Below are 17,978 nucleotides of genomic sequence, written 5' to 3'. Positions count from 1 at the left end.
CCCCTGTGTCGCCGAGAGTCGGTGCAGACGGGCGCGCCTGGCGCCCGCCAACGAAATCGATCAGTAGCCGCCGCCGGCGGTCTGGGTCTGGGTCTGGTGGCCCAGCGCGGTCAGCAAGCTGGCCAGCAGGCTGGAAGCGCCAAAGCGGAAATGCCGCGCATCGGCCCACCCTTCGCCCAGAATACGATCGGCAAGTTGCAGATAATGCAGCGCGTCTTCCGCGGTGCGCACGCCGCCGGCCGGCTTGAAGCCCACCGTCTTCGCCACGCCCATATCGCGGATCACCGACATCATCAGCTCGGCGCTCTCCAGGGTGGCGTTGACCGGCACCTTGCCGGTGGAGGTCTTGATAAAGTCCGCCCCGGCCTTGATGGCGATCTCGGACGCTTTGCGGATCAGATCGGCCTGCTTCAGCTCACCGGTTTCGACGATCACTTTCAGCAGCACGTTGGCCGCCTGGCATGCCTGCTTGCACTGTTTCACCAGCTCGAAGCCGACCTGTTCGTTGCCGGCGATCAGCGCGCGGTAAGGGAACACCACGTCCACTTCATCCGCGCCATAGGCGATGGCCGCGCGGGTTTCCGCCAGCGCGATGTCGATATCGTCGTTGCCATGCGGGAAGTTGGTCACGGTGGCGATACGGATGTCCGGCGTGCCTTGCTCGCGCAGCGCCTTACGCGCCACCGGGATAAAACGCGGGTAGATGCAGATGGCCGCCGTGTGGCCGGCCGGGCTGTTGGCCTGACGACAGAGGGCGATCACTTTCTCGTCGGTGTCATCATCATTCAGCGTGGTTAAATCCATCAAGTTCAGCGCACGTTGCGCTGCTGCGGTTAATTCGGTCATAAAACTCTCCAACTGAGTACCTGGGTGTTGGCGAGCGGACTTGGTTCCATGAAGATAGCGCAGGGGAACGGCGTTCCCGCGGCGGCAACTGAGATCCTTCTCACCGCACATGGCCACCCGCCTTGCGGCCGGCCAGTAATAGCTATTTGAACACGAATGCCGAGGGCGATTCGCGTTCATCGTCACACTATATGAAATAGCACTGTAACAGACCGGAATTATATGTGAAGAACATCACAAAATAACGCGATATCGTTCACAAATTCGCTAAAGAAGCGGCTGAAGATCGCGGGTGCGACAAACACCCACGTTGCTTAGAGTATAGGCGGAGTCCCGCGATCGGTCGCGCCGTCGCGGGCTCCGTGAAGGCTTACAGCGCCAGGAAGAAACCGGCGATGGTGGCGCTCATCAGGTTGGACAGCGTGCCCGCCGCCACGGCTTTCAGACCGAAGCGCGCGATGTCATGGCGACGGTTGGGCGCCATGCTGCCCAAACCGCCCAGCAGGATCGCCACCGAGGAGAGGTTGGCGAAACCGCACAGTGCAAAGGAGATGATCGCCTTGGTGTGCGTTGACAGCACCTGCAGGCCTTCCGCCGCCACCACATCGTCCGGGCGCAGATAGGCGCCGAAGTTCATGTAGGCGACAAACTCGTTGACGATGATCTTCTGGCCGATAAACGAACCGGCGGTCATCGCTTCACTCCACGGCACGCCGATCAGGAAGGCGATCGGTGAGAACACCCAACCGAGGATCAGTTCGAGCGACAGCTGCGGGTAATCGAACCAGCCGCCGATGCCGCCGAGAATGCCGTTGAGCAAGGCGATCAGCGCGATAAACGCCAACAGCATCGCACCGACGTTCAGCGCCAGCTGCATGCCGGAGGCCGCGCCGGAAGCCGCCGCGTCGATCACGTTGGCCGGACGCTCTTCTTCGGCGATCAGCTTCATCGCATCGTCTTTATCGTGGGTCTGCTCGGTTTCCGGCACCATCAGCTTGGCGAACAGCAGCCCGCCCGGCGCGGCCATGAAGGACGCGGCGATCAGGTATTCCAGCGGCACGCCCATCTGCGCGTACCCCGCCAGCACCGAACCGGCCACCGAAGCCAGGCCGCCGCACATCACGGCGAACAGTTCTGACTGGCTCATGGTGGCGATATACGGGCGCACCACCAGCGGCGCTTCGGTTTGGCCGACGAAAATGTTGGCGGTCGCCGACAGCGATTCGGTGCGCGAGGTGCCCAGCAGCTTGTGCAGGCCGCCGCCCAGCACGCGGATCACCAACTGCATGATGCCGAGGTAGTACAGCACCGCAATCAGCGAGGAGAAGAACACGATCACCGGCAGAACGCGCAGCGCGAACACGAAGCCGCCGCCGCCGAACACTTCGAACATCTTGTCGGACACCAGCCCGCCGAAGATGAACGAAATGCCCTGATTGCCGTAGGCGATAACGTTTGCCACGCCGTTAGACATACTGCCGAGGATGCTGCGGCCCAGCGGCACGTACAGCACCAGCGCGCCGATGCCGATCTGAATGATGAACGCCCACACGACGGTGCGCAATTTGATGGCCCGGCGGTTGCTGGAGAGCAGCACCGCAATGGCGATCAGCACCGCCATGCCAACCAGACTCATGATGAGTTGCATGCAAAGTTTCCCTGTTGCAAAAAATAAAATACATCCCTGCTCATGAAGAGAGGTCTGCTATTGGAGAGTTTCGGGGGGATTATACTGAGCGAGGTCACCCTCGCACCGATTTATGTCACAAATGTATACAACGAGACGCAAATGAAAATCTTATAACGTGATACAAGTCACGTTATGTTGACTTCAATTTGGCATGGCGAACAGCGTTTGGGTATTGCGTTGCAGGTGGGCGGCGATCTCGTCGGCCGGCTCCGACCGCAGTTCGCACAGCGTCTGAAACACCTCGGCGGCGCGTTCGGGGCGATTCGGTTGCCCCTGATAGCCGGCCAGCGGCATGTCCGGCGCATCGGTCTCCAGCAGCAGCGCCTCTAGCGGCAGCTGCGCCATCACGCCGCGCGTTTTCTGCGCCCGCTCATAGGTGATGGTGCCGCCCACGCCGATGTAATAGCCGAGGCGAATAAACGCCTGCGCCTGCGACAGACTACCGGCAAAGCCGTGCACCACACCGCGACGCGGCAGCTGCATGCGCCGCAGCGCGGCGGCCAACTGATCGTGGGTGCGGCGCGAATGCAGGATCACCGGCAGGTCATACTGTTTCGCCAGCTTCAACTGGGCCAGCAGCAGGCTTTGCTGCCGCTCGAACTGTGGGTTGTCCATATACAGATCGAGCCCGATCTCCCCCACCGCCACCAGCTTGTGCGGCCGTTCGGCCAACAGCATCGCCAGCTGTTCCAGCTGCGGCTCATGATGCTGCGCGATATATAGCGGGTGCAGACCCAGCGCGGCGAACAGCGGCGCATGCTCCTGCGCCAGCCGCAACACCCGCGCGAAGCGATCGGCAGTGACCGTCGGGACGATGATGCGCTGCACGCCGGCGCTTGCCGCCCGCGTCAGGCTCTCGGCCTCATGCCCGGTAAAGGGCGGGAAATCGAAATGGCAGTGGGTGTCAGTAAAGGCGTAACTCACAGCGCCCCCCCTTCACCCGGCGGCAGATCGCCCGGCAGGATGATTTTCGGTGCCGCTACTGCCGCCTCCGGCTGCGCCGCCCGCTCGGTGGGCATGGCGATGTCGGTCACGATCGGCGAAGGCATTCTGACGTTCTCCGGCTGGATCAGGCGGCGCGACAACGCTTTTCGCACCTTGATGCCGTCGGGCTCCGGCTGTGCCATCCACTGGCCGACGGTGGCCAGAAAGTAGCGGCCACAGCGGCGCCCCAGGTGATAATCCTGATTGAGCGCTCCCAATCGGCTGCCCAGCGCATTGCTGGCCAGCGGCTTCGGCGGGAAGATCTCGAAGATGCGCAGCTTGCCCGGCGGCTTTTCGATAAAGCGCTGGATGCGGTGATAGCTTTGCTCGTGATGCTGCAGGATGCGCACCATCTGCTGCAGGCTGCTGTCGCTCAGCCAATGCTCCATGCGCTTCATCCACTGCGGGGTGTAGTACATCTGCGAAGGCACGGTGCGGATCACCACGATAGTGTCAGCGCCGCGGCGATAGGCCTCTTCCACCGGGATCGCATCACTGATGCCGCCGTCCTGATAGCTGACGCCGTCCAGCTCCACGCCCTGGCGATAGAAGCCGGGAATGGCGCTGGATGCCTTGATGGCCGGCAGCCAGCGTTCGCGCTGCGCAGGCAGATAGGTCGGCTCGAAATCGTCGCTGCGGCAGGCGCACAGTAAGAATTCGCGCCCGTCGGTAAAATGCTGTTCCGCCACGTCCATCGCCAGCGGCATCTGAGCCGCCGCCGTATCAACCAGCCAATCGAGATCGATCAGATGCCCGCCACGCACGAAGCGCAGCGGATTGAAGAACTGTGCCGAAGTGGTGTAACGGGTGATCACCCGGCGCGCGTAGCCCATCTGCCCGCAGATATAGGCAGACAGATTCTGGGCGCCGGCCGACGTGCCGATCAACAGATCGAAAGGGTTAAAGCCCGCGCGCTGAAACTCGTCCAGCACGCCGGCGGTGAAAATGCCGCGCTGGCCGCCGCCTTCGCAGACCAGCGCCATTTTGCCTGGCCGAAAGGGTTTAGACGCCAGCGGTTCTATATTGCCGAGCGTGATGGGTATTCTGTATCCCAACTTGGCATCCTCAGTGAGACGTTTTCTCCGAGGATACCGCGTCTCGCTCTCTTCCGTAATCCTCTTGCAGTACGCCGGCGAGGAAATCGTTGCTGCCGGCCAGCCAGGCGCAATCGCTGCCGGACCATTCGGCCCACGCCTGCCATACCTGGCCTTTCAGCTGTTTCCAGCGCCCGACGATGATGTCGCTGTTCATGTCCGGCCCTCCCCGACGTGAGAAAAGGAGTTAAGCTTTGTTACAGTTTACGGGAAAATGCCGGCCGGCTAAGGGCGCCGGCGGCCGGTGAACAGGCTGACCAGGAACAGGATGATGCCGACGACGAACACGATTTTAGCCGCCCAGGCGGCGGTGCCCGCCAGCGAACCGAACCCCAGTGCCGCAGCGATAAGCGCGATAACTAAAAAGATAATGCCCCAACGAAACATAAGCTTCTCCTTACCATTGTGAAAAAATTCGCTGCCGTCTACCGCCCCGACAACGGGACATCGACGGCAAATCAGTTTCTTTTTTTGGTGGTACACGTCGGGCCGCCTTGACGGCCCGACAGATGCGGCTTGTTGTTACTTGTTACGGGCGCCTGGCGGGATTACTGCTTAACCACCAGGTCGTTTTTCACGCTTTTCACGCCATCGATAGCCTTGGCGATGCTTTCGGCACGCTCAGACTGCGCCTGCGTTTTCACCTCACCGGAAAGCTGCACCACGCCATCGGTGGTTTCCACTTTCACATTGCGCGACGGCACGATGTCATCGGCCAGCAGCTTGGCTTTCAGCTCGCTGGTGGTGGCGGTGTCGCCGGCATACGATTTGATCGACGTGTTGGCTTCATCTTTCACATGCAGCTTGTCGCTGACGGTCTTGACGCCTTCCACCTTACCGGCGACCGCGACCGCATGCTCCGCCTGCGCCTGGCTGCCGACGAACCCGCTCAGGGTCACGGTGCCTTTTTCGGTTTTCACCGAAATGTCAGTGCTTTTGATGCTCTTATCGTCCACCAACGCACTTTTAACTTTAGCCGTTATCGCGCTGTCATCCATGTAACCGTCAACTTTTTTCATGGAGCTATCGATTTTGGCACCGGCACTGTCCGCGGCGTTAGACGCCTTGTTGAGCAGACTGTCTTCGGCTAGCGCAGTGCCGCTCACCAAAGCAGAACCCAAAACAACAGCCATCAGCGAGTGTGCAAATTTGGTCTTTTTCATCGATCTCTTCCTTTTGTTGGGGGCCCGCAGCGCCAGAGTGCCGGAACCCTTCAGCCACCTTCACGCGGCCTCTCGGTAAATACTTCATCATCGCTATACGATTAAGCGTTCACGATAGGAATATTGCAACAGCCGTGCCAACTCAATAAACACCTTTAAAATCAAGCAAAAAAAGCGTTGAGTCGGATTTTTAATCAAAAAACTGTCGCCTATTGACGACAGACTAAGTGACACGAAACGGTAAAATAGTCATCTCATTGATATTTAAGGAAACAGACTGTCTCCTATCGGCAACACATCAGAACAACTCACCAAACAAATAGCGCATTGCAGTGATTTACTCTCAAGCAATGTGCGGACATCTCGTTAAAGATAGACCATCAGACGGAAAACGCAGGCCGAACGAACATCGCCTGGCGATAACGGTTCGCAGGATAAAATATGAGGAAGATTTATTAATTAGCGCAGTGAGGATAGGAGAAGCATGCAGGGCGCACTGGGCGCCCTGCAGAATTATCAGTGTTCGCGGGTCTTGCGGAAGGTCACGTCAGGATAGCGTTCCTGCGTCAGGTTGAGGTTCACCATGGTCGGCGCGATGTAGGACAGGTTGTCCCCCCCGTCCAGTGCCAGGTTGAGCTCGTTCTTGCGCTTGAACTCTTCGAACTTCTTCACATCGCCGCACTCGACCCAACGCGCGGTCGACACGTTGACCGACTCGTACAACGCTTCCACGTTGTACTCGCTCTTCAACCGCGCCACCACCACGTCGAACTGCAGCACACCGACTGCGCCGACGATCAGATCGTTGTTGGCGATCGGGCGGAACACCTGCACCGCGCCCTCTTCGGACAGCTGCACCAACCCCTTCAACAGCTGTTTCTGCTTCAGCGGATCGCGCAGGCGAATGCGGCGGAACAGTTCCGGCGCGAAGTTCGGGATGCCGGTGAACTTCATGTCTTCGCCCTGGGTGAAGGTATCGCCGATCTGAATGGTGCCGTGGTTGTGCAGACCGATGATGTCGCCCGGGTAGGCTTCTTCCACGTGCGAACGGTCACCGGCCATAAAGGTCAGCGCGTCGGAGATCACCACGTCTTTGCCGGTGCGCACCTGGCGCAGCTTCATGCCTTTCTCGTAACGGCCGGACACCACGCGCATAAAGGCCACGCGGTCGCGGTGCTTCGGATCCATGTTGGCCTGGATCTTGAACACGAAACCGGTGAATTTCTCTTCCGCCGCCGTTACTTCACGGGTGTCGGTTTTACGCGGCATCGGCGCCGGCGCCCAGGCCACCAGGCCGTCCAGCATATGATCCACGCCGAAGTTGCCGAGTGCGGTACCGAAGAACACCGGCGTCAGCTCGCCGCTCAGGAAGGCCTCCTGATCGAACTCGTGGGAAGCGCCCTGCACCAGTTCCAACTCATCGCGCAGCTGCGCCGCCAGATCTTCGCCCACGGCGATATCCAGTTCCGGGTTGTTCAGGCCTTTGACGATGCGCACTTCCTGAATGGTGTGGCCTTTACCGGTCTGGTACAGGTAGGTTTCATCCTTGTACAGGTGGTAAACGCCTTTGAACAGCTTGCCGCAGCCGATCGGCCAGGTGATAGGCGAACAGGCGATCTTCAGTTCGCGCTCGACTTCGTCCATCACCTCCATCGGATCGCGGATGTCGCGGTCCAGCTTGTTCATGAAGGTCAGGATCGGCGTGTCGCGCAGACGGGTAACTTCCATCAGCTTGCGGGTACGATCCTCAACGCCCTTGGCGGCGTCGATCACCATCAGACAGCAGTCGACGGCGGTCAGGGTGCGATACGTATCTTCGGAGAAGTCTTCGTGCCCCGGGGTATCCAGCAGGTTGACCAGGCTGTCGCGATACGGGAACTGCATCACCGAGGTGGTGATCGAGATCCCACGCTGCTTTTCCATTTCCATCCAGTCGGATTTGGCGTGCTGGCTGGAGCCGCGGCCTTTTACCGTACCGGCGGTCTGGATCGCCTGTCCGAACAGCAGCACTTTTTCGGTAATGGTGGTTTTACCGGCATCGGGGTGCGAGATGATGGCGAAAGTTCTTCTTTTGGAGACTTCGCGGGCAAATTCACTAGGAGACATGGTTTTCAGGTTCTACGGTTAGTCCGCCCTGCGACATCATCAGAACGCGCCGATCGCGGCGCCGGGCAAAGCGGTGAATAAAAGATAACAGCCGGGCATTTTCGCCGATTTGCCAACCGGTGACAATCAATGGATCCGATTTCCCGCTAACGCAGGCGGAAATCGGGAGACAAAGCGGCCCAATGCCGGCGCAATACCGATTTGTGATCGTCCGCCATCGGCAGCTCTTCCAATAAGGCCGGCCACAAATTTCGCGCCTTGTCGATGGCATCCACCAGGTGCACCCGTATCGCAGACCAGGGAATATCGACCCGCTCAGCCCAGCGTTCGAAGGTTTGCATTGAGATCCTATCCCAGCGCTTTTCCTTCGCCATATTGAGCGCAGCCTCAGACTCACCAGGAATATAAGCCAACGTAGTGACGATGTCATAAGCGGGAGAAAGCCGAATATCAGTCTGGTTTGGATAGAACATGGACCAATTTTTTACGTGCGCATCGCCATTGGCGAGCAAAATATTCGCCAACAGACGGCGCGCCATTTGCTGCACATCCGCTAAAGATTCACTGCCATACTCATAGAGATAAGCCGCTATTTGATCGTAATTTTTGCCGCGGTATTTATCGTGCGCGTAAATCTCGAATATCTGGGCAAAATCTTCTGCATGCACTCGCCCGCTTTCGCTGCGGTCAAAACGACGGGTGGCATAAGCATAGGGTTCATCCGCCAAGCGAATATCAGGCAAGTGTTCAAGTCGTGTCAGTTCAACCAGCTCAATATCAGGAATATCCACGCCGATGGCTTGCGCCAAACGCATTGCCGTATATTCATTTTCAGGGAGATGACGATGAACCGTTGAAGGCGTTTTAATGATCCAGCTATCAGCGCCCACCTGAGAAGAAATGTTGAAGCGGCCCTCTTTGCGCACAGAGGAAAATTTCATTTGTACCCCTGCCAGAGAAAACTTTTGCGCCTCCATCCCAACATCAATTTGCACGGCTTCCAACTCGCCGCGCGACCTTAACGCCCAGGCGGGTATGTCACTGGCAGCCAACGGCCGTGCTTCAAGCGCTCCCGGCAAGTTTCCACCGGCCCAGGCAATTAAAGGAAACTCCTCATTCACATGGGCTTTCAACGACTGTGCCACCCAAGCGCGCAGTGCGCCTTCGGGTAACAAGTTGGATAAAACGGGCGGCAGACGCTGCGATGACTGTAAAACTTGCTCAAGATACCCCGCGTGCGCCTTCTGCCTGAGCGTAAACAAAGGACGAACACGCTCCGGCAAAGCGAGGTAGTGTGGATCAAACGTCAGGATGTTTCTGCCGCCGCTGTAATGCGCCAGCACGCCAACACGCACGCCATGCAATATCAAGGCTAATGCCTGTACCGATTCAACCTGTCGCAGCCCTTTCATCAGCTAGTCCTCGAGATCTTTCAGTTTTTTTTCAAAATCCTGCGGCTTACCGACTTCCGGTGCGCTACTCACTTCCTGTTGCAGCAGGCACTCCACATCACGGGCAGACTTTTTTGGCACGATGACATATTCCAAATTCATCGCCGCCAATATTCGTAGCAACGTGCTTACCCGCATATCGCTCCCCGCTTCAATACGCTGATATTGCTGTTGGGTCATGCCAATCTTCATTAAAAAGTCTTTTTGACTCCAACCCAACTCACTGCGTTTTTCTTTCAGCAACGCTGATATTTCGGATAGTTTTCTCATCCGCGCCTCCAAACAACGCATTGATTGTCTCACCAGCAATAAACAACAAATTAGTTGTCGAGACAGTGAAAAACAACTTTTTTGATGTAAATTAATGAAGAAACAACTTTTTAGTTGTAAAAGGGAATGCAAACAATAAACAGGATGTTTTAGATTACGCCAGCGGCAGCGCCATCACGATCGCGTCTTCGCGGCCGTGGGCGCTCGGGTAATAATTGCGGCGCACGGTGACCTCGTTGAAACCGAGATCTTCATACAGCGCGATCGCCGCCTGGTTGGAAGCACGCACCTCCAGCCACAGCGTAACCACGCCGCGGCTCTCCAGCTGTTCGATCACCGCGTTGAGCAGCAGGCGGCCAAAGCCCCGGCGCTGGTGCCGCGGATGAATGGCGATGTTGAACAGCGTGGCTTCGTCCAGCACGATCTGCGTGATGGCGAACCCCGCCATCTCCCCATCGGCGCTCAGCTTCAGGTTAAGGTAGCGATCGCCCTGATTGCTGGCAAAGGTGGTTTCCGTCCAGGGGAAAGCGTGGCTGGCTTGCTCAATGTTGAAGGCCGTGGCCAGGTCGGCCGCCGTCAGGGTAGAAATCGTGTTCATGATGACAAATCTGCTGCCAGAGGGCGCGTTTGGCCCCCGCGTCTTGGGAAAGCTCGGCCAGCGCCGGGCTGTGTAGCTGCGCGCCGGCGACCGCGAGCGGTTCCGTCACGCCCAGCCGCCAACTGTTGCATGCGGTCTCTTCAGGCAGCATCGCCACCTGTTCCGGCGTCAGGCTGTAGGTTTGCGCCGGCGTCAGCCCCAGGCTGCGCAGCACGTCGCAAAACAGCGGATCGTCGGGCGCCGGCAGCGTCTGCGCCACCACCAGCAGGCGCGTCTCGGGCGGCAGACTGACCGCCACTTCGCCCTGCAACACGCCCGGGCGGCGCAATGTCCACTGCGTAATACCCAGTTGTTGTAACAGCCAGTCGCGTTTTGATGCCATGCCGATTCCTACCCGTTGTGGTGCGCCATGCCTGCCATGCGCCGCGCTATGCTAACAAACCCGCGCAGCCCGCGCCAACAAACCCGTCGAACATATCCCCACAAAGCTCTATAATCCCCGGTCTCATTTCCAGGAGCCAATATCTGATGTCTGCATTAACCCCCGCCAGTGAAGTCATGCTGCGCCACAGTGATGAATTTATCGAACGCCGCGTGCTGTTTGCCGGCGACCTGCAGGACAGCCTGCCGGCCCAATTCGAGGCCGCGGACGTGCGCGTCCACACTCAGCAATACCATCACTGGCAGTTACTGAACCGGACGATGGGCGATAACGTGCAGTTCGGTTTGACCGTCGATCCCGCTTTCGTCGCCGACTGCGACACGCTGGTTTACTACTGGCCGAAGAGCAAGCAGGAAGCGCAATTCCAGCTGTGCAACCTCCTGGCGCTGCTGCCGGTGGGCGCGGACGTGTTCGTGGTCGGTGAAAACCGCAGCGGCGTGCGCAGCGCCGAGCCAACGCTGGAAGGCCACGTCACGCTGGTGAAAATCGACAGTGCGCGCCGCTGCGGCCTGTATCATGGCCGCCTGGACGCGCAGACCGAGTTCGACCTGAACGACTGGTGGGACAGCTATCAGCTGCACGATCTGGAAGTGAAAACGCTGCCGGGCGTGTTCAGCCGCGACGGTCTGGACGTCGGCAGCTCGCTGCTGCTGTCGACGCTGGAAAAACACATGAAAGGCAAGGTGCTGGACATCGGCTGCGGCGCCGGCGTCATGGCCTCGGTAATGTCCAAGCTGTCGCCGAAGGTGAAACTGACCCTCAGCGACGTCAACGCCGCTGCGGTGGAATCCAGCCGCGCAACGCTGGCCGCCAACGGCATCGAAGGCGAAGTGATCGTCAGCAACGTTTACTCCGACATCACCGGCCGTTTCGACATGATCATCTCCAACCCGCCGTTCCACGACGGGCTGCAGACCAGCCTGACCGCTGCTGAAACCCTGATCCGCGGCGCGGTGAAGCACCTGCCGATCGGCGGCAGGCTGCGCATCGTCGCCAACGCCTTCCTGCCGTACCCGGACATTCTGGACGCCACCTTCGGCAGCCACGAAGTGCTGGCGCAGAACGGCCGCTTCAAGGTGTATCAGGCCACCGTCGGCCGTCCGCCGCGCGCGCCGAAGAAGAAATAATTCGCCGTTGGCGGAAAACGACAGAGCGCGGCCAGCAGGCCGCGCTTTTTTTTAACCGTTGATGTAGGTCATCGACTCCGCGCCGTAGCGATCGCCGGCCGCCGCGCTCAGCGGGAACACCGCTTCAATCGCCGCCAGCTCAGCCGCGCTCAGCGTTATCTCCGCCGCCGCGACGTTCTCTTCCAGGTAGCGACGGCGTTTGGTGCCGGGGATCGGCACGATGTGCTCGCCCTGCGCCAACACCCAGGCCAGCGCCAGCTGCGAAGGTTTGACGCCCTTCTGCGCCGCCAGCTCGCTCACCTTCTCCACCAGCGCCAGGTTGCGGGCGAAGTTTTCCCCCTGGAAACGCGGGTTGCCGCGGCGGAAATCGTCCTCGGCCAGATCCTCCGGCCGCCGGATAGCGCCGGTGAGGAAACCGCGCCCTAACGGGCTGTAAGGCACAAAGCCGATCCCCAGTCGCTCACAGGCCGCCAGCACGCCCTGCTCGGCGTCGCGCGTCCACAGTGAATACTCGGTCTGCAGCGCGGTGATCGGATGCACCTTGTGCGCCCGCTCCAGCGTGGCGACCGACGCCTCGCTCAGGCCGATGTGGCGGATCTTGCCTTCGCGGATCAGATCCGCCATCGTGCCCACGACGTCTTCGATCGGCACCTGCGGATCGACCCGGTGCTGATAATAAAGATCGATCTCCTCCACGCCCAAGCGCCGCAGGCTGCCCTCGACGGAACGCCGGATATACTCGGGCCGGCTGCTGACGCCGCGCGCCGAAGGATCCGCCGGATCGCGCAGGATGCCGAACTTGGTGGCCAGGAACACCTGTTGCCGCTTGCCTTTGATCGCTTCCCCCACCAGCGCTTCGTTGGTGTGCGGGCCATACATGTCGGCGGTGTCGAGCAGCGTGACGCCCAGCTCCAGCGCCCGGTGCAGCGTGGCGATGGCTTCCTGCCGATCGGCGCCGGTGGAGTAGAAGTCGCTCATGCCCATGCATCCCAACCCCAGGGCGGAGACGACGGGACCGTGGGAACCCAGTTTACGTTGTTGCATTGTGCTGCCCTCATGCGGTGAATGGATAACGCAGCAAAGTCTGGTTGTTTACACTACAAAGATAAATAATGCAGATTGCACATCACTGTTCAAAAATCACCAACAATCCGGAGTGGACATGGATCAGGTTCAAGCCATGCGCATTTTTACCCGCATCGTCGAACTGGGCAGCTTCAGCCGGGCGGCCGAACGCCTGCAGCTGCCGCGCGCCACGGTCAGCAACGCGTTAAAACGGCTGGAGCAGCGGCTGGGCGTTCGCCTGCTGATCCGCACCACCCGCCAGGTACAGGTGACCAGCGAAGGCAGCCTCTACTATCAACGCTGCGTGCAGTTGCTGGGGGCACTGGAGGAGGCGGACACGCTGTTCAGTCACCATAAGCTGCAGCCGTCCGGCAAGGTGCGCATCGATATGCCCCATTCGCTGGCGCGCCAGATCGTCATTCCGGCGTTGGACGACTTTTACCAGCGTTATCCCGACATCACCCTGGCGCTGGGTGCCAACGACACCCACGTCGATCTGTTGCGCGAAGGCGTTGACTGCGTGCTGCGCGCCTGGGAAACCGAAGACGACAGCCTGGTGGCGCGGCGCATCGCCCAGTTGCCACAGATCACCTGCGCTTCCCCCGCTTACCTGCAGGCCTGCGGCACGCCGCTCGACATCGATAGCCTGGCGCCGCACCGCGCGGTGGGGTATTTTTCGCTGGCCAGCAACCGCGATTACCCGCTGGAGTTCTGCCACGGCGGCAAGCTGGAACTGCGCGAACTCCCCGCCCGGCTGAGCGTCAGCGGCGCCGACGCCTATATCGCCGGCGCGCGAGCCGGCATGGGATTGATACAGGCGGCGCGCTATTCGCTTGCCCCCTGGCTGGAACAGGGCGAACTGGTGGAAGTATTGACGGACACGCCGCCCCCGCCGATGCCGATTTACATCATGTATCCGCCTGGCCGTTTCCTGGCGCCACGGGTCAGGGTGTTGATTGATTGGCTGATTTGGCTGTTTGACCAGCAGAAAAGCGGCGATATGGCTGTTTTTCCAGCAAACGCCCGCAAAGCGGGGAAATAACTGTTGACGTGCCCGCCAAAATCTCTAGAATTCGCCTCCGTGGTAACGTTACTCCGGTAATGTTTCTGGTACGCGAAGGTGGCGGAATTGGTAGACGCGCTAGCTTCAGGTGTTAGTGTCCTTACGGACGTGAGGGTTCAAGTCCCTCTCTTCGCACCAAATAACCACATGATTTATATTGCACTCAGCATCGATGCGAAGGTGGCGGAATTGGTAGACGCGCTAGCTTCAGGTGTTAGTGTTCTTACGGACGTGAGGGTTCAAGTCCCTCTCTTCGCACCACGCTGGCGACGTAATATAAATCAAAGCAACAACATCGACTGTGCGAAGGTGGCGGAATTGGTAGACGCGCTAGCTTCAGGTGTTAGTGTCCTTACGGACGTGAGGGTTCAAGTCCCTCTCTTCGCACCAATTGATGATCTCTCCGGTAGTCTCCCCGAAAAAATCCCAACGCATTGATGAATCACACGCTAAAGCGTGGTTTTGCCGTTTCGGGCGTTTCACCCGAAGCTGAAGTTTAGGCTGACCGCCGCCAGGCCGCCCGCCAGCGCCATACAGGAAGGCAGCAGCAGATAGTGGCGCAGCCGGCTGTTGAACAGCATCACCAGCGTGGCCAACATCGCTATCACGATCAGGGTGCGCAACTGCAGCATATCCAGGTTGATCAGGGCCAACAGCGGCATCAACGCACAAGGCAGCAAAACGCCCCAGGCGCTGGCCAGGCGATCGCCGAGGCACCAACTGACGCCCCACAGCCCGCACGCGGCAATCATGGCAGTGAGCATGACAACCCTCCTCAAGTGATAATGATAACCAATATCATATAACACTTTTTTGGCCGCCGCATCATTTTCACTGCGCTGACCAAACTCAGATGACACCAGCAGGAAAAAATGATAATTTGACATAAGAAAATTCCTAGTCCTGTTTGCATGATAATAATCACAATCCTCAACCATGCAATTCAAGTGGATATTCGCGCCAAGGGAATGCTTCTCAACCTTAATTATTCGACAGAACGACTTTGCAAAGAGTGACCTCCGTATGAACGCCCGTTCTTATCAGGAATTACTGAACAGCAAGCAGCGCCTGGCATTATTTCTTTTTCTGATAATGAATGCCGCCTCTTCCGTATTTACATTATTGTTCCCTTTTAGGGATACGCCCGCATTTACCCTACCTTTATTATGTATACCGCTATTTTGTCTGGTAGCAGCGCTATTTTCTCTGCAAACGCCACGTAAATATTTGTGCAAACTCAACCTGTTCTCCAGCGTGCTTGGCCTGCTATGGGCCGCACATATTTACGTTAAAAGTCAATATTGCTTGCCGAATAACCAAGATTTTTTATTAATTAGTTTGTTCAGCATCTTTTTTATCAGCGCTATTTCTCTGACGGATAACTTTACCGCCTTTTGTTTACACGCCGTGCCTTCCGCAATGGTGATCCTGGCTTTAGACGGCATGCATAATACCCTGCGGATATTATTCACCACGCTATTACCTATTATCGCTTTCTCCATTCATCACCTGATGTTGAAACGCAGTGAAATCTTTACCCACGCGCTGGTGGCCAACCTGTATAACGAGCGGGACAAATTCAATAATTTGAGCATGCTCGATCCCCTGACCGGCCTTTATAACCGGCGTGGCCTGGAAAATAAGATCACTATGCTGCTGGAACCGCAAACCGGCCGCCACTACGTGCTGCTGCTGGATATCGACCACTTCAAGGTCTACAACGACAGCTACGGCCACGCCATGGGCGACCGGGCGCTGGTGCAGGTAGCGGTCGCCATTCGCGATGCGGTACGTTCGCGCGACATCGTGGTGCGCTACGGCGGGGAAGAGTTTTTGGTGCTGCTGACCAACGTGCACGAAGGCTATGCGGCGCAGCTGGCCGAACGGGTGCGTCAACGCGTGGCGGAGCTGAACATCCCGCACGGCGCCAGTCCGCAGCACAGCGGCACGCTGACGCTCAGCGCCGGCATCTCCGCGCTGGAAAAACTGGACATCGAATCGGCGATAGGCGCAGCCGACGCCGCGCTCTATCTGGCGAAGCACAGCGGCCGCAACAATATTCAGCTGGCGCAAAACGTCGAGCCCGCCGCCGTTCACCCTTAAGCCGCCGCCGTAACGGCGCGGCGGCTGACATCAACACTTATACGGCTATACGGCGGTGGAACGCAGCCCGTTCAGCAACAGATTCAAACTGACCAAGGCTTGTTCCAGCCCCACGTCTTTTTCCGGATGATGGGCGACCCACAGCGCGGCATCCATCAGGCCGCCGTTGATTAAATGCGCCAGCGATTCCGGCTCGGCGACGGCGATGCGCCGCTGCGCCATCAAGGCCTGCAATGCGCCCGTCATCCAGCTGATGCACGCCAGCTTGCTGGCCCGCAGATATTCAGCTCCCAGCACCGAAGGTGAATCACGCAACAGAATGCGTTGCGCTTGCGGCTCCGTCATCATGATCAGATAACCGCGGCAACGCGCCGCAAAAGCCTCCCAGTCATCCGCAGTACTCGCGGTTATGTCAGCCAGATGCGCATCCATCTCCGCGTCTATCGCCTGCACCACCGCCAGGAACAGCCCCTTTTTATCGCCAAAATGGTGATAGAGCGCGCCGCGCGTCAGGCCGGCCTGGGCGGTGAGATCATCCATCACCGTCTCGGCATACCCCACGCTGCCAAACTGCCGGCGGGCCGCCGCCACCAGCTTTTGTCGGGTTTCTTCAATCATTTCGGTGCGCGCTTTACGTGCCATGGGTCCACTCCGCCTCATTATTGATGACGTTATAATTGACATACGCCATGTATGTCAATTAACGTAACATACGTGGAGTATGTCAATGATGGACATTGAGCGAATACCGAGCCGCCAACATTCCGGAGCCCTTTCCATGGCAAATCCTTATTTCAAACTGTTAAACGCCCCGGGCAGCAAGGCGTTTTCCTCTGCCGGGCTAATCGCGCGCCTGCCGGTCTCGATGACCGGTATCGGCATCATCACCATGCTCTCGCAGGTACGCGGTTCCTATTGGTTGGCGGGCGCGGTGGCAGCGACGTTCGCCTTTTCCATGGCGCTGCTTGCGCCGCAAATCGCGCGCGCGGCGGATCGTCACGGCCAAAGCCGCGTGTTGCCGTATGCCACCGGGATCAGCGCGATCGCCCTGCTGCTGCTGTTGTTCTGCACCCACTATCGGGCACCGGACTGGACTCTGTTTGTCTTCGCCGCGCTCGCGGGCGGCATGCCCAGCATCTCCGCGATGGTCAGGGCCCGCTGGAGCGAAATTTATCGCGGCACGCCACAGCTGCACACGGCATTTTCATTCGAGTCCGTATTGGACGAGGTGGCCTTTATCGTCGGCCCACCGATCGCCGTGGGGCTTAGCGTTTCACTCTTCCCAGAGGCCGGCCCTCTGGTGGCCGCGCTGCTTCTGGTGGCGGGCGTTGCGGCATTCGCCGCGCAAAAAAGCACCCAGCCCCCGGTTTACGCCCACAATAACCAGCGGCAGCGCGCCATCCTGACCATGCCGTCGATGCAGATCCTGGTGCTGGCGCTGATCGCCCTCGGCACCATCGTCGGCACCGTGGACGTCATCAGCGTGGCCTTCGCCGAGCAGCAAGGGCAGCCGGCCGCCGCCAGCATCGTACTGTCGGTTTACGCGTTCGGCTCCTGCCTGGCCGGGCTGATTTTCGGCGCAATGAAGATCCCCGTCCCCTTGCCTCGTCTGTTCTTATACGCGGCGTTCGCCACCGCTTTCACCACCTTGCCGCTGCTGTGGGTGCACAATGTCTTAACGCTGGCGGCGTCGATGTTTGTCGCCGGATTGTTTTTTGCGCCGACCATGATCGTTGCCATGGGGCTGGTTGAAAACATCGTGCCGCCCTCCCGGCTGACGGAAGGATTGACCTGGATGGTCACCGGCCTGGGGATAGGCGTGGCACTCGGCGCCGCATTGGCGGGCCTGGCGATCGACGCTGCGGGGATAACGGCCGGCTTTGGCGTCACGCTCACGGCCGGCCTGGTCGTACTGCTGGTGGCGGCCGGCGGCTACCGCTTAATGCAGCGAACGCTGGCCTTGAAAGCGGCGTGAA

At 59.0% G+C, this 17,978-nt stretch carries 19 protein-coding genes and 3 tRNA genes; 7 read left to right on the top strand and 15 right to left on the bottom strand.

Going from position 1 to position 17,978, the window contains the following annotated elements; genetic code table 11:
* Positions 1-60: 60 nt before the first annotated feature.
* From deoC to WA302_RS20540, 12 genes are all read right to left on the bottom strand, one after another.
* On the bottom strand, positions 61-846 hold the full coding sequence (gene deoC, locus WA302_RS20595) for a deoxyribose-phosphate aldolase (RefSeq protein ID WP_043136051.1): 786 nt from the start codon (positions 844-846) through the stop codon (positions 61-63).
* 370 nt (positions 847-1,216) lie between these two features.
* Positions 1,217-2,494, bottom strand: a complete 1,278-nt coding sequence (locus tag WA302_RS20590) for a NupC/NupG family nucleoside CNT transporter (RefSeq protein WP_038630188.1) — start codon at positions 2,492-2,494, stop codon at positions 1,217-1,219.
* Positions 2,495-2,677: 183 nt separating this feature from the next.
* Positions 2,678-3,460, bottom strand: coding sequence for a TatD family hydrolase (locus WA302_RS20585; RefSeq protein WP_197821739.1), 783 nt, complete (start codon positions 3,458-3,460; stop codon positions 2,678-2,680).
* The gene (locus tag WA302_RS20580) at positions 3,457-4,575 is read right to left on the bottom strand and encodes a patatin-like phospholipase family protein (protein ID WP_025305211.1); all 1,119 of its coding nucleotides are present in this window, start codon (positions 4,573-4,575) and stop codon (positions 3,457-3,459) included. Before WA302_RS20580 ends, WA302_RS20585 begins: the two co-directional genes overlap by 4 nt.
* Before the next feature lie 10 nt (positions 4,576-4,585).
* Positions 4,586-4,771 carry a CsbD family protein gene (locus WA302_RS20575; RefSeq protein WP_025305210.1) on the bottom strand — a complete coding sequence of 62 codons (186 nt, stop codon included), beginning with the start codon at positions 4,769-4,771 and terminating at the stop codon, positions 4,586-4,588.
* A 68-nt stretch (positions 4,772-4,839) separates the two neighbouring features.
* The gene (locus WA302_RS20570; RefSeq protein WP_004857650.1) at positions 4,840-5,001 is read right to left on the bottom strand and encodes a DUF1328 domain-containing protein; all 162 of its coding nucleotides are present in this window, start codon (positions 4,999-5,001) and stop codon (positions 4,840-4,842) included.
* Positions 5,002-5,162: 161 nt separating this feature from the next.
* The gene (gene osmY, locus WA302_RS20565) at positions 5,163-5,777 is read right to left on the bottom strand and encodes a molecular chaperone OsmY (RefSeq protein WP_261456547.1); all 615 of its coding nucleotides are present in this window, start codon (positions 5,775-5,777) and stop codon (positions 5,163-5,165) included.
* 516 nt (positions 5,778-6,293) lie between these two features.
* Entirely contained in the window at positions 6,294-7,883 is a 1,590-nt protein-coding gene (gene prfC, locus WA302_RS20560) for a peptide chain release factor 3 (RefSeq protein WP_261456548.1), read from the bottom strand.
* A 146-nt stretch (positions 7,884-8,029) separates the two neighbouring features.
* The gene (locus WA302_RS20555) at positions 8,030-9,295 is read right to left on the bottom strand and encodes a type II toxin-antitoxin system HipA family toxin (RefSeq protein ID WP_043136059.1); all 1,266 of its coding nucleotides are present in this window, start codon (positions 9,293-9,295) and stop codon (positions 8,030-8,032) included.
* A gap of 3 nt (positions 9,296-9,298) precedes the next feature.
* Positions 9,299-9,604 (bottom strand): helix-turn-helix domain-containing protein, encoded by a 306-nt coding sequence (locus WA302_RS20550; RefSeq protein WP_043136062.1) that lies wholly within the window; start codon positions 9,602-9,604, stop codon positions 9,299-9,301.
* 154 nt (positions 9,605-9,758) lie between these two features.
* Positions 9,759-10,202, bottom strand: coding sequence for a ribosomal protein S18-alanine N-acetyltransferase (rimI, locus tag WA302_RS20545; protein WP_169540678.1), 444 nt, complete (start codon positions 10,200-10,202; stop codon positions 9,759-9,761).
* Positions 10,147-10,584, bottom strand: coding sequence for a DNA polymerase III subunit psi (locus WA302_RS20540; RefSeq protein WP_046688207.1), 438 nt, complete (start codon positions 10,582-10,584; stop codon positions 10,147-10,149). Before WA302_RS20540 ends, rimI begins: the two co-directional genes overlap by 56 nt.
* Positions 10,585-10,730: 146 nt before the next feature.
* Here WA302_RS20540 and rsmC point away from each other — a divergent pair, with 146 nt between their 5' ends.
* Positions 10,731-11,771, top strand: a complete 1,041-nt coding sequence (gene rsmC / locus WA302_RS20535; protein ID WP_025305205.1) for a 16S rRNA (guanine(1207)-N(2))-methyltransferase RsmC — start codon at positions 10,731-10,733, stop codon at positions 11,769-11,771.
* A gap of 51 nt (positions 11,772-11,822) precedes the next feature.
* Here the strand turns inward: rsmC and WA302_RS20530 are convergent, their stop codons facing one another.
* Positions 11,823-12,815 (bottom strand): aldo/keto reductase, encoded by a 993-nt coding sequence (locus WA302_RS20530; protein ID WP_238968910.1) that lies wholly within the window; start codon positions 12,813-12,815, stop codon positions 11,823-11,825.
* Positions 12,816-12,933: 118 nt separating this feature from the next.
* On the opposite strand from WA302_RS20530, the gene WA302_RS20525 reads away from it, so the two are divergent.
* From WA302_RS20525 to WA302_RS20510, 4 genes are all read left to right on the top strand, one after another.
* Positions 12,934-13,878, top strand: a complete 945-nt coding sequence (locus WA302_RS20525; protein WP_261456549.1) for a LysR family transcriptional regulator — start codon at positions 12,934-12,936, stop codon at positions 13,876-13,878.
* Positions 13,879-13,950: 72 nt separating this feature from the next.
* Positions 13,951-14,037, top strand: a tRNA-Leu gene (locus tag WA302_RS20520).
* Between the two features lie 36 nt (positions 14,038-14,073).
* Positions 14,074-14,160, top strand: a tRNA-Leu gene (locus tag WA302_RS20515).
* Between the two features lie 42 nt (positions 14,161-14,202).
* Positions 14,203-14,289 (top strand) — tRNA-Leu (locus tag WA302_RS20510).
* Between the two features lie 89 nt (positions 14,290-14,378).
* On the opposite strand, the gene WA302_RS20505 is transcribed toward WA302_RS20510, so the two are convergent.
* Positions 14,379-14,663 carry a DUF1435 domain-containing protein gene (locus WA302_RS20505; RefSeq protein ID WP_004933115.1) on the bottom strand — a complete coding sequence of 95 codons (285 nt, stop codon included), beginning with the start codon at positions 14,661-14,663 and terminating at the stop codon, positions 14,379-14,381.
* Positions 14,664-14,922: 259 nt separating this feature from the next.
* Between WA302_RS20505 and WA302_RS20500 the strand changes: the two genes are divergently transcribed.
* A complete protein-coding gene (locus tag WA302_RS20500; protein ID WP_025305202.1) occupies positions 14,923-16,002 on the top strand; it encodes a GGDEF domain-containing protein in 1,080 nt (359 codons plus the stop codon).
* A gap of 45 nt (positions 16,003-16,047) precedes the next feature.
* Here WA302_RS20500 and WA302_RS20495 read toward each other — a convergent pair whose 3' ends face one another.
* Positions 16,048-16,644: a TetR/AcrR family transcriptional regulator gene (locus WA302_RS20495; RefSeq protein WP_016929176.1), complete on the bottom strand. Its 597-nt coding sequence runs from the start codon at positions 16,642-16,644 to the stop codon at positions 16,048-16,050.
* Between the two features lie 136 nt (positions 16,645-16,780).
* On the opposite strand from WA302_RS20495, the gene WA302_RS20490 reads away from it, so the two are divergent.
* Positions 16,781-17,977, top strand: a complete 1,197-nt coding sequence (locus WA302_RS20490) for an MFS transporter (RefSeq protein WP_261456550.1) — start codon at positions 16,781-16,783, stop codon at positions 17,975-17,977.
* The last annotated feature ends 1 nt before the right edge of the window (position 17,978 follow it).

The organism is Serratia sp. 201 (genome assembly GCF_037027545.1).
Taxonomy (GTDB): domain Bacteria; phylum Pseudomonadota; class Gammaproteobacteria; order Enterobacterales; family Enterobacteriaceae; genus Serratia; species Serratia bockelmannii.
The sequence above is the reverse complement of the archived record's forward strand: the minus strand, read 5'-3'. Positions and strand labels throughout refer to the sequence as shown.